Source organism: Archangium sp. (genome assembly GCF_036389735.1).
In the GTDB taxonomy this organism is placed as follows: Bacteria; Myxococcota; Myxococcia; order Myxococcales; family Myxococcaceae; genus Archangium.
Window position 1 is genome coordinate 1 of sequence record NZ_DASVWK010000895.1, and the last position, 11547, is coordinate 11547.

Genomic DNA, 11547 nt, shown 5'->3' on the forward strand with positions numbered 1-11547 from the left:
TGCCCAGGAAGCGCTGCTGGGAGAACACCTCGTTCGTGCGCACGCCCTGCTTCTCCAGGTGACGCACGGGCAGCAGGTGCCCGCCGGTGGAGCGCGGGGCCACCCAGGCGACGCGCTTGCCCTCGAGCGTCTCCAGGGAGAGGGGCTCCTCGGCCCGGCACACCAGGGCCGCGTGGTAGTGCCAGCTCCCCGAGCGCACCGCGCGCAGCACCGCGCGCGCCTGCGGCTCGAAGGCCGTGCACTGCTCCGCCGTGCCCCAGACCATGTCCACCCGGCCCGCCGCCAGCTCCGTCTCCAGCACCTCGTACGTGGCCGCCAGCTCCACCACCACGGGCCGTCCCAAACGCTCGGACAACACCCGCCCGAACAGATCGACCCGGACGTGATCCCTCACATCTCCCAGGGACGGGTAGATCATGAACCGGATGGGGGTGGTCGACGCCGTCACGAGTGGAGTCCTCCTTCATGCCCCCCACGACCTCGGGCAGACGCCGAGCCGTTTGTGTCCCCCATCATGCACAATTCCACATGGGATTGCACAATTTCCCAGGTTCACTGGATGGGATGGACTGTCGGGGTACTCCAGGAGTCCCTGGATGTAGGACGACCGCTCAGAAGGCGCTGAAGGTGGTGATGGTGTAGGTGTCCTTGATGCCGGGCAGGGTCTGGATGCGCTCGGTGACGAAGCGGCCGATGTCCTGGTCCTTGTCGAGATGGAACTTGGCCAGCAGATCGTACCCGCCCGAGGTGGAGTGGACCTCGGCGGCCTCATCGACCTGATCGACGATCATCGCCGCGGTCTTGTAGGTCTGCCCCAGCTCACACTTGATCATGACGAAGATGGTGTGCACGGGGGCTCACCCTATCACGCCACGTCGGGGATCGGACCCGAGGCCGGAGCCGACGCGGGAGCCGCCGCACCGAGGCGCGCGAGCCGACGCATGGAACTCTTGCCCACGATGATGTCCACCATCTTCCGCGCGCGCGTCCAGACGCTCTCCTGCACGTAGGGGATGCCGTACTTCCCGCACAGGGCGCGCAGCTTTGGCTGCACGCGCTGGTACTGGAGCATCGACAGGTCCGGGAAGACGTGGTGCTCGATCTGGTAGTTGAGCCACAGGTGGAGGTAGTCGTTCCAATCCCCGCCCGTGCGGTAGTTGGCGCTGCCAATCACCTGCTGGAGGTAGCGCTCGCCACGCCCCTCCGGGGAGGAGTCGAAGCGGTACAGGTCCTCGCCGGTGTGGTTGGGCCCCACCACGAGGAAGGTGTGCACGTTGGTGATCACCTCGGCCATGAGCGAGTTGCACAGGGCGCTGAAGGCGGCCCAGGCGCCCAGCGGCAGGAAGAGCGCGGGCAGCAGGACGAAGTTCCAGGCGATGTAGGGCGCGTAGCCGCTCAGCAGCACCTCGCGCCACTCCGCGCGGGTGAGTGGCCCGTTGGGACGGTGCTTGCGCCGCAGCGAGGCGAGCGTCTCCGGGGCGTAGTAGCTGGCCCGCCAGGTGATGGCGAGCAGCGCGAGCTGGAGGTAGCGCAGCGCGAGCGGGCGGTTCGGATCACGCAGGGAGCCCTCGGCGTTGCGCTCGAGCAGATCCGGATCCGCGTCCTCGCCGGTGAACGAGTGGTGGAGCACGTTGTGCTCGTAGACCCAGGCGTCGGGGAGGATCCAGTCGAGCCAGTCGAGGAAGCGGCGGCGCCCCTTGGCGAAGCCCTTGCTGGTGCGCTCGACGGGAGCACCCGGAACGCGGTCGTAGCCGCGGTGCCCCACGTGGTGCATGAGCAGCCAGCGCGTGGAGCGGCCGAAGCCCAGGCCCAGTGCGCTCAGCGGATTGGGCATCAGCCAGCACGTGGCCAGCCCGAGCACCGTGGCCGTGCGGCCCCAGCGCTCGATGCGGCGCAGGTGGGCGTGGTCCGCCTCGCTGACGGAGGCATCGACCTCGGTGCGCAGCGCGCGGATGTCGCGCAGGAAGCCCTCCACGTCCACGGACGTGGGATCGAAGTCAGGGGTGGCGCGGGACATGCGGGGGACCTCGGAGACTCGGGGCGGGCGGAGCGGGATGGGGGGAACAAGATGAGCGGGCCCGCCGATGGGTGCTCGGGGGCGCACGCTACCCGTGGGTGGGTGGTTCCGGGAAGGGGTTCGCACGCTCGGATGGTAGCCCGCTAGCCTGCCCGCCCATGTGGGTTGCGCTGCTTACCTTACAGCAGGCTCAGCACCGGCTGGTCCGACCCTTCCGCGAGGTCCTGGATTGAAGGTCACCACCTCCCTGCCGCGCTACGGCTTCGCGGCCCTCGTCACGGGCCTTGCCCTGCTCGTGCAGTTGTTGCTCCAGCCCTACGTGCAGACCACGCCCTTCCTCCTCTTTTTCGCCGCCGTGATGCTCTCAGGGTACCGAGGCGGCGGCGGAGCCGGGGTGCTGGCCACCGGCCTGTCCGCCCTGGCGGCGGACTATTTCTTCCTGCCCCCGCGGTATGCGTTCTCCCTGGGCCCGAAGGACCTCGTCTCGGTCTCCATCTTCGTGCTCATTTCCCTCCTCATCACCCTGTTGAACGTCCGTGCGAAGGCCGATCGGGCGCACGCCAAGGCCCAGCAGCAACGGCTGCGCCGGCTCTTCATGGAGGCGCCCGCCATCGTCAACACCCAGGTGGGGCCCGAGCACGTCTTCGAATTCGTCCACCCGCACACCTACAAGGTGACGGGCCCCCGGGAGCTGGAGGGCAAGCCCCTCCGCCAGGCTGTTCCCGAATTCGAGGGACAGGGTGTCTACGAGTTGCTCGACCGCGTGTACCAGACCGGTGAGCCCTTCGTGGGAAAGGGGCTCCCGCTCCTCTTCAAACATGCCGGCACGGGAGCGAGGGAGGAGACCTTCTTCGACATCACCTACCAGCCCATGCGCGACGCCGAAGGGCGCATCGAGGGGGTGATGACCTTCGCGGTGGACGTCTCCGCCGAGGTCCTCGCCCGGCGCCAGCTGGAGGCGAGCGAGGCACGCCTGCGGCTCGCCACCGAGGTCTCCGGGGTGGGTATCTGGGAGGTGGATCTCGCGACCGGGAAGACGTGGCGCAGCGAGCAACACGACCGGGCCTTCGGCTACACGACCCGGCCCGAGCAGTGGAGCGTCGAGCACTTCCTCCAACACATCCACCCCGAGGACCGGGAGCGTGTCCACCAGGCGTTCGGTCGGGCCCAGGACACCCGGGGGGAGTTCGACGTGGAGTTCCGCGTGACGTGGCCGGACGGAAGCCCGCACTGGATGGCCGTGCACGGCGGCGTCCAATTGGATGCCTCGGGCAAGCCCACCAGACTGGTGGGGACCAACCTCGACATCACCCACCGGAAGAAGGTGGAGCAGGAGCTGGAGCGGGCCGTGCGCCTGCGCGACGAGTTCCTGTCGGTGGCGTCACACGAGCTGAGGACCCCGCTGACCTCCTTGATTCTCAAGCTCCAGACCTTCTCCCGGGCCCTACGGGCCGAAGCGGACTCACCCTGGGCGGAGCGCCGTCGCGGGGATGTCGAGATGATGGGCCGGCAGGTCAAGCGCCTGTCGGACCTCGTGGACGACCTGCTCGACGTGTCGCGCATCAGCACCGGGCGGCTGGACCTGCAGCTCGAGCCAGTGGACCTCGTCGAGCTGGTGCGGGGCGTCGCCTCGCGATTGGAGCCCTCGGCGGAGCGAGCCCACTGCACGCTCGAACTCGACCTGGGCGGGCCGTTGGTCGGCCAGTGGGATCGGCTCCGGCTGGAGCAGGTGGTGGAGAACCTGCTGTCCAATGCCATCAAGTATGGGGCGGGCAGGCCCATCCACGTCCGCGTGGGAAGCGACCTCGGACGCGCCTCGCTCGTGGTCCGGGATCAGGGCATTGGCATTCCTCCCGAGGCGCTGGAGCGCATCTTCGGTCGCTTCGAGCGCGCGGTGTCCGATCGCAACTACGGCGGCCTGGGCCTGGGCCTCTACATCACGTGGCAGATCGTCTCCGCGCTCGGGGGAAGCATCCACGTGGAGAGCCTCCCGGGTCAGGGCGCCACCTTCACGGTGGACCTGCCCCTCCCGAGCGCCTACGCCGAACCTCCCCACGCGAGTCTTTAGTGCGAGTCGGGCATGGAACTGTTTTAGTGCTGAACATGGTCCGTATCACCATCATAGGGCTTCTCGGCGTTCTCACTGCGTGCAGCGGTAGCCAGACACATCCGTCCCTGGAGCCCTCCCGAGGATTGCCTCAAGATCTGTATGAGTCTGTTCTGGTCCTCAGATTCATTCCTGGAGAGCAGGCCGAGCACTCCTGGCAATCTGCATCGACATGGGAGCAGGAGTTGAGCGACCTGCGTGCAAGCGCCGCTTCTGACGCAGGCCGCATCGTGTTTGCGTCCAGCCGTCCACGAAACTGTGACCAGGAGCAGATCGACTGCCACCGTGACTGCATGAGGCGCAAGCCGCCCTATCCGCATGGCGCACGTCGGAGCCATGGCCATATCGAATACTGCGACAACAAATGCCTGAATGAGTATATGGATTGCCTGAGGCTCCAGAAGCTGGAGGCCTTGAGTTTTCCGGCCATTCATCGTGCCGTGGATTGGATGAGGCGCCATCAACAGGAAGTCCTGGTTGGCACCATCATTGTTGCCGCGGGGGTCGCCTTTGTTGTCATCTCCGCTGGCGCGGGATTGATTGTCCTCGCCCCCATGGCACTGCTGACATGAGCCTCGACATCAACGCAGCTTGCGGTGCCCTCCAGAGGCTACAGGAGGAGATCGGCGCGCCACCAGGTTCGGAGCCGCTCAAGACGGCGGCGCTCGCGCTCCATTTCATCTGGGGCAGTGGTCACCTGTACAACTTCGAGGACTACCTGGCTTGTTTCAACCAGGGCGATTCACCTACCTCGTCCTCTCCTTTTGATACACGAGCGCAGGCCGAGGCCTCGTTACAGCAGCCGAGAGATCCTCGACATGCGCACAGCGTGGCCATCGCGGGCACCCGATACTCTGTCGGTTACACACTCGAGCGCGGAGCCAGATTCCTGGTCCGCGTCCCCGAGAGCGCCGAGCTGACCACGACCATCCAGACCCCGACTCCCCTCATGAGTGAGGCCCTTGCCGCCCTCCGCCAGGCACGTACGTCTGTCCACTCTCCCAAGGACAAGGAGTCCGTCGACACCGCCTTGCTCGCGCTCCAGTTCATCCTGGAGAGCGGCCAGTCGCCCCTCTTCGAGAACTTCCTCGGCAGTCTTGATTCAAAAGCCCTCCCCCTCCCGCTCTGCTCCTTTGCTACCCGGCAAGAGGCGGATGTCTGGCTGAATTCCCACCCCAGGCCCCCCCACGGCGCTCGGGTGCAGATCGCAGGCCAGCGTTACTCCGTCGGGTACTCGCGCGACAGCGGACTCCGGGTACTGGTTCGCTTGCCCTCGCTGGCGGAGATGGACCTCATCAGGCTCTCGGAGGAGCACGACGAGTAGCGCCTACGCCTGCTCACGCCCCGAGTTCATGTCGCCAGCAACCGGCCGCGTCTCGCCCTCCTCCTCCACGCGGGCCTCCTCGCGACGCAAGGGCACCTGCTCGGTCCAGGTGCGGCGCTCCACCGCCTTCTTCAAGTGGACCTCCTCGTAGACGACGGGGCGCTTCACCACCTCCACGTCCTCGCGCCACAAGGGGAAGACCTGCTCCGTCTCCTCGAACGGGACCGAGCCCCGCGCCGAGTCCGCGGACGCGCCCGGCTGCACGGGGATGCGCTCCACCACGAGCTCCTCGCGCCGCACCTCCACCGTGAGCTGCCTCAGCTCGGTGCGCACCACCTTGCGCACGCGCACCGCGCCCACGTCCCGCGTGTGGATCCGCGAATGGACCTCCTCGCGCGCCAGGGGCACCCGCACCTCACCCTCCTCCGCTCGAGGGCGCACGCTGGCGACGGGCGCCTCGGGCCTGACGGCCGGCTCCGTCCAGGTGGGAGTGCCCCCCTCCTGCCCGCTGGAGGTCTCGCGTGGCGCGGCCCCCGCGAGCAGCAGCACCTCCCCCTCCGACACCGTCCCCACGTCACTGCGGGAGATGATGAGGCGCTGCGGCCAGAAGAAGCCGCGCTCCACCACCAGGGAGCCCGCCTCGAGCCCCACCAGCGTGCCCAGGCGCCTGCCGTCCGCCGCCCGCACCGCCAGCCCCGTCCTTAGTTCGTCCGTCCCGTCCGAAGCCATGCCCGTCCCCTCCCGTCAGTGCAGATCGTGCTCCAGGTCCTTCGCGCCCTCGTGCGTACCGGGGCGCCGCTCCTCCTCCGGGCCTCGCCGCGCTCCACGCACCTCACGCCACGGCGCCGGACGCGACTGGAGCGCGGGCTCTCCGCGCTTCTTGAAACGGCGACCGGTCCCGGACATCCACGGGGCCGCCACACGTCCGGCGATCAGCGCGCGTCCGAGCGCCGAGCCCACCACCGCGCCCACCACCGACGCGAGCCCGCTCCATCCCGGCTGCGGCAGCACGCCCACGCTGCCCGAGCCCACCATCGCCGCCAGCAGGAGCGCGCCCGCCCAGGCGAGCAGTCCGTGCAGGTACGCGCCACGGATGCCGCGCTCGGCCGAGGCGGAGGCCCCCGCCCACGACGCCACTCCCGCGGCGAGCAGCGGTGCCGCCACCCACCACAGCCGACGCCCGAGTCCGGGCTCCACATCGTCAACGAGCGCCCGCGGTGCATCGAAGCGCAGCAGCACCAGCCACAGCGCGGCCCCCAGCAGCGCACCGGTGGCCACGGCGCCCCAGCGCACGCCTGGCCACGGGCGGAACGTCCTTAGATGCGTCTCGTCCATGGTGCCTCTCCTCCTTCGAGGATGCGGATCACGAGCACCCCGGCGGGCGCTCATCCAGCACCATGTGCAGCCCGGTCCCCTGGTGCAGCGCGCGCGGAACGCCACATCGGGAGGGCAGCCAGACAGGAGGGGCTCCTGCCCTCGCCACGAGGGCGGGCGGACAGGCGGCCCCGGAACTCAGCGCTGCATGGCCTGGAGCAGCTCCAGCGCCTCGGTGACGGCCTGCCAGACCTGCATGGCCTTGAGGCTCTCCTCGCCGCTCTGAATCGTCCGCTTGGCGATCCGCTCCAGCGGGGCCAGCGCGTTCTCCACCAGCGAGATCTGCCGGCCCATGTCGGCCGGCAGCGGCGCCGAGGCCGCCCGTTGCAGCGACTGCGCGGGCGTCGCCACGGGCTGGCGATCCGCCATCGTCCGCACGGCCTGCGTCAGTTGCTCCATCACCGGCCCCATGTCCGTCGTCTGGGCCGGCGCCGCCACCGCGCGCTCCGCCAGCACCCGCAGCACCTTCGCCAGGTGTTGCAGGTACGGCGTCAGGTCCGTCCCCGGAGGCACCTGCACCACCGGCGCCGGCAGCTCCCTGCGCGCCAGCTCCAACAGCGCCTCGCGCAGCGCCTCGAGGCGAGGCGTCACCTCGGCCATCGGGCCCGCTCCCGTGGGCTGGCGCGACACCTCGGCCGCCCGCACCACCGCGTCCGCCACCGAGCCGAGCTGCTCCTCGATCGCGCCGAGCTGACCCGTCACCCGGGCCACCGGATCGTCCTCCTTCCCGCCCATCCGCTTCACCCGCGCGAAGCCCTGCTTGATCTCCTCCCAGCGCCTGGCCTGCTCCGGCTTGAGCCGCCCGCGCATCTCCTGGAGCTTGAGCAGGTTCTGCTCCGCCGCCGTGGTGAGCGTCTGCGACTCGCCCTGGTAGTGGTCATCGATCAACCGCTCCAGCTCGTCGTCCGTCATCGCCGACATCACCTTCTCGGCGACCTTGCTCATGTTGCGGTAGCTGCCCTGGAGCTTGAACACCGGCTCCATCCGGAAGCGCTCATCCTGCGCCGCCGAGGCGATGTATTGCAGGTTCACCTTCAGCAACACCTCCTGCACCCGGAACAGCCGCTGGAACACCGCGACGATCTCCTGGAGCTCCGCCGCCCCGTAGCCGTAGGCCAGCTCGCCGCTGGGCACGTCCTCGCCCTTCGCCATGCGGATGAGCTTGTAGGTGTCACCCGGCTCGCGCGTGGCGAGCGGCGCCAGCACGCTGTTCGAGGTCAGCGCGTTCTCGATGTAGCTGAGCGCGAACAGGTCCTCCTTGCCGTCGAGGATGTCACCCAGGTTGTAGGTGTCCGCGCGGTTGGCGAGCATGTCCGGGATGCGGAAGCGGTCGCCCGTCTCGGTGTACGGGTTGCCCGCCATCACCACACAGAACTTCTTGCCGCGCAGGTCATACGTGCGCGTCTTCCCGTTCCACACGCCCTCGATGCGCCGCTGGCCGTCGCACAGCGAGATGAACTTCTGGAGCAGCTCGGGATCCGTGTGCTGGATGTCGTCGAGGTAGAGCATCACGTTGTTGCCCATCTCGAAGGACAGGTTGATGCGCTCCACCTCCTGGCGGGCCGTGGCGTTGGGGGCCTCGGCCGGATCCAGCGACTTCACCGAGTGGCCGAGCGCCGGGCCGTTCACCTTCACGAAGGTGAGCCCCAGCCGGCTGGCCACGTACTCCATCAACGTCGTCTTGCCGTAGCCCGGAGGCGACATGAGCAGCAGCATGCCCATGCGGTCCGTGCGCTTGTTCTCCCCCGCCGCGCCGAGCTGCTTGGCGAGGTTGGCGCCGATGAGCGGCAGGTACACCTCGTCGATCAGCTTGTTGCGCACGAAGGACGACAGCACCTTGGGAGTGAACTCCTCCAGGCGCAGCCGGCGGCGCTCGCGATCCAGCAAGTCCCGCAGCAGCGCGCGGTAGGCGTGGTAGGCCGGTACGCGCACCTGCCGGAAGTCGCTCAGCCGCGCGAGGAACTCGTCCAGCCGCAGCGGCAGCTTCCGGTCCTGGATGCGCGGGTGCTGACCCAGCATCCCAGGGACCTCGGTGGACGTGAGGGCACCCGCCACATCGCGATCCAGCTTGCGCTCGGTGAGCAGCACCACCGCGGCCTCCGTCGCCACGTGGGCCGCCGAGCCCGGGCCGCCCTCGCGACGCGCCAGGAACGCCTCTACCCACGCGCGCACCACGCGCAGGCGCTCGGGCAGGTTCTTCTCCAGGCCGCGCAGGTCGTCCTCGAAGGCCGAGCGCGTCCCCGACCTGTCCAACTGCGACAGCAGCGCGTCCTTGAGCGCCACCGCCTCGGCGCTGGTGGTGAGGCGCGGGCGATCCACGCCCAGCTCCTCCACCAGGTAGCGCCCGGCGAGCCGCGATTCCGCGGGGCCATGCTCCACGCCCAGGGCCTTGAGGAAAGCACCGATGCGCTCACCCAGCTCGTTGCCCAGGTGCACCAACTCCGCCGCCTCACCAAAGGCGGTGCGCAACCGGTGCAGACTGCGCGCGCGGCGGTGGAAGAGCGCCTTCTCGTCGCCCTCGCCACCGAAGGCCCAGAAGAGGGCCGCCCAGGCGCGCGGCGTGGGAGCGAAGCGCAGCAGACCCGCCCCCGTGTGCATCGCGAGCAGCTTCTCCAGGATGGCCGCCGCGTCCGTGTCGTGGATGCCGCGCTCGTAGCCCTCGTCGTACCGGTCCGCCGAGTACGCGCGCACCTTCTCCAACAGCCCGCCCGGCTCCAGCACCGCCTGGTGCAGCGCCGTGAGCGTCACGGTGCCCTTGCTCTCCTCCGCGTCCAGCAGCACCTGCGCCGCGAGGTACTCGGCGCGGTACACGTGGGGCGTCTCGGAGACGAGGTGCTGCTCCCACAGCTCGCGGTACTTCTCCAGCTCGGCGCCCTCCAGCTTCTGGGCGTAGTCCGTGCCGGTGAGCTGGAGGTAGAGCGCGCCCTCGCGCGGCACCAGCGTCAGGTCCAACGGCTGGGTGTTGACGTTGAAGCGGTGCTTGCCGAACTTGATGACCGGCGCGCCCGAGCCCTCCTCGTAGAGGTCCTGGCGGTCCCGCAGCGTGCGCAGGGAGTCCTGGCGCGCCGTCTTCACGCGGCTGAGCACCTCGTCCGCGCGCACGCTGTCCTGGAGCCCGAGAAGCTGCTCGGCGAGCTGCCGCAGCTTCTGCACCATGGAGTCGCCGGCGAAGTACGAGTTGAGCTCGTCCTCGTCCTTGAAGGACTTCGCCCGGCGGTTGACGCCGACGAGGATGCGCTCGGCGGCGCCGAAGAGGTTCTGCGCCCGGCGCTGGCGCTCGTCCACCAGCGCCTGCTTCTTCTGTCCGAAGGCCTCGAGCAACTCCTCGCGCTTCTGGGTGAGCTGGCCGAGGAACTCGTCGAACTCGCCGAAGCGCCCCTCCATCTCCTCCAACTGCACGGTGAGGCGCGAGAGGCCCTCGTCGCACTTCTCCGGCGAGTCCGCCACCGACAGCGCGCTCTCCACCGACTGGCCGAGCAGCTTGAACTGGGCGCCGAACTCGGCCCGCTTCTCGCGGCCCACCAGCTCCTTGCGCTTGACGGACAGGCCCGCACGCACGCGGTTGAGGCGGGAGAACAGCTCGGAGATGCCCTCGAGGATGCGGGCGCGCGCCAGCGGATCGCCCACCTGGAGGCCACCCACCGTCTCGCTCAGCACCTCCAGGCCCTTGCCCACCTGCTCGATGTCCTCGCCGAGCGGCTCCATCTCGCGGGTCGTCTGGAGCGGCTCCAGCTTCTGCAGCAGCACGTCCAGGCGCTCGGCGAGCGGCTGGAGCGCCTCGCCCCGCTGGAGGAACTGCACCGCGTCGGAGCTGACGCGGTCCGTCTCGTCGGAGACCTGCTTCTCCAGGGCCTCGATCCGCGTCACGTCGACGTAGCGGATCTCCTTGAGGGTGATGAGGTGGCCGCGCTGCTTGCGCAGGTCCGAGAGGGCATTCATGAAGCCCTCGGCGCTCTGGAGCTCCTCGGGCCGCACGCGCAGCAGCACCTGCTCCTGGGCCGTCTGAGCCCCGGTGATGGCGTCCGTCGCGCGCTTCTGGAGGGCGAGCACCTTCTCGAACTCGTCGATGATGAGCTCGGAGGTGCGGCGCAGGGACTCGATCCCCTCCTGGAGCGACGTCTCCTCGTGCGCGAGCCAGTAGAAGGCATCGAGCATGCGGGTGGAGGAGGTGGCGAGGTCCTCGTAGGTGCGCCGGGAGGGCTTGTCCGTGCGGGCGACGCGCACGAGCGTCAGCGCGTCGGAGATGCCGCGCACCAGCTCGGCGTTGCCCACCTTGCCGAGGTAGCCGGGCGCGGGGGGCATCTTCGCGGCGTGCTCGGCCGAGACGAAGGGCGTCTGCCACACCTGCATGGGGTGCACGCGCGTGGGGTCGTTCGAGGTGGCGCGGAACACCACCAGCCGCCCGTCGGCGAAGAGGCTGAAGCCGTGGCAGACGAGCGGGTTCTGCACTTCCTTGCGCACCAGGTTGTACGGGAAGAGGACGTAGCTGCCCTCGGTGCGGTTGTGGAAGATGTAGAGCACGTCCTCGCCGTTGGGCGAGCGCAGCGTGCGCTTGTACTCCATGCCCGCGCCGCCAGCCTCGCCCTCGAAGACCTTGTAGTCGCCCGTCTGCAGGTAGTAGCCGCCGGGGAAGACGATGCCCTGGTCCTCCGGCAGCCGCACGCACGCCTGGCCGATGGCGTCGATGCGCACCACGTGCTGCGTGCGCGAGTTGAAGACGAGGTA

9 protein-coding genes are annotated in these 11547 nt (G+C 69.0%); 3 read left to right on the plus strand and 6 right to left on the minus strand.

What is annotated here, in order from left to right:
* The 3 genes from VF794_RS31900 to VF794_RS31910 form a co-directional block, all read right to left on the minus strand.
* On the minus strand, nt 1–448 hold a 448-nt coding region (locus tag VF794_RS31900), incomplete at its 3' end, for a phosphate/phosphite/phosphonate ABC transporter substrate-binding protein (RefSeq protein ID WP_331116890.1).
* 163 nt (nt 449–611) lie between these two features.
* Nucleotides 612–851 (minus strand): Lrp/AsnC ligand binding domain-containing protein, encoded by a 240-nt coding sequence (locus VF794_RS31905; protein ID WP_331116891.1) that lies wholly within the window; start codon nt 849–851, stop codon nt 612–614.
* 14 nt (nt 852–865) lie between these two features.
* The gene (locus tag VF794_RS31910; protein WP_331116892.1) at nt 866–2017 is read right to left on the minus strand and encodes a fatty acid desaturase family protein; all 1152 of its coding nucleotides are present in this window, start codon (nt 2015–2017) and stop codon (nt 866–868) included.
* Nucleotides 2018–2246: 229 nt separating this feature from the next.
* Between VF794_RS31910 and VF794_RS31915 the strand changes: the two genes are divergently transcribed.
* The 3 genes from VF794_RS31915 to VF794_RS31925 are packed head-to-tail and all read left to right on the plus strand — an operon-like array spanning nt 2247 to nt 5448.
* A complete protein-coding gene (locus tag VF794_RS31915; protein WP_331116893.1) occupies nt 2247–4085 on the plus strand; it encodes an ATP-binding protein in 1839 nt (612 codons plus the stop codon).
* Between the two features lie 26 nt (nt 4086–4111).
* Nucleotides 4112–4696 (plus strand): hypothetical protein, encoded by a 585-nt coding sequence (locus tag VF794_RS31920; RefSeq protein ID WP_331116894.1) that lies wholly within the window; start codon nt 4112–4114, stop codon nt 4694–4696.
* Nucleotides 4693–5448, plus strand: coding sequence for a hypothetical protein (locus VF794_RS31925; RefSeq protein WP_331116895.1), 756 nt, complete (start codon nt 4693–4695; stop codon nt 5446–5448). The genes VF794_RS31920 and VF794_RS31925 overlap by 4 nt, the downstream gene beginning before the upstream one ends.
* Nucleotides 5449–5451: 3 nt before the next feature.
* On the opposite strand, the gene VF794_RS31930 is transcribed toward VF794_RS31925, so the two are convergent.
* The 3 genes from VF794_RS31930 to VF794_RS31940 form a co-directional block, all read right to left on the minus strand.
* Nucleotides 5452–6177: a YsnF/AvaK domain-containing protein gene (locus tag VF794_RS31930; protein ID WP_331116896.1), complete on the minus strand. Its 726-nt coding sequence runs from the start codon at nt 6175–6177 to the stop codon at nt 5452–5454.
* A gap of 15 nt (nt 6178–6192) precedes the next feature.
* Nucleotides 6193–6783 carry a hypothetical protein gene (locus VF794_RS31935; protein WP_331116897.1) on the minus strand — a complete coding sequence of 197 codons (591 nt, stop codon included), beginning with the start codon at nt 6781–6783 and terminating at the stop codon, nt 6193–6195.
* Nucleotides 6784–6960: 177 nt separating this feature from the next.
* A partial coding sequence (locus VF794_RS31940; protein ID WP_331116898.1) for a DNA repair ATPase occupies nt 6961–11547 on the minus strand: 4587 nt, incomplete at its 5' end.

Excerpts from the sequence above, each read along its gene's own strand:
- VF794_RS31910 (WP_331116892.1), bottom strand. The coding sequence starts at position 2,017 with ATGTCCCGCGCCACCCCTGACTTCGATCCCACGTCCGTGGACGTGGAG.
- VF794_RS31935 (WP_331116897.1), bottom strand. The coding sequence starts at position 6,783 with ATGGACGAGACGCATCTAAGGACGTTCCGCCCGTGGCCAGGCGTGCGC.
- VF794_RS31930 (WP_331116896.1), bottom strand. The coding sequence starts at position 6,177 with ATGGCTTCGGACGGGACGGACGAACTAAGGACGGGGCTGGCGGTGCGG.
- VF794_RS31925 (WP_331116895.1), top strand. The coding sequence starts at position 4,693 with ATGAGCCTCGACATCAACGCAGCTTGCGGTGCCCTCCAGAGGCTACAG.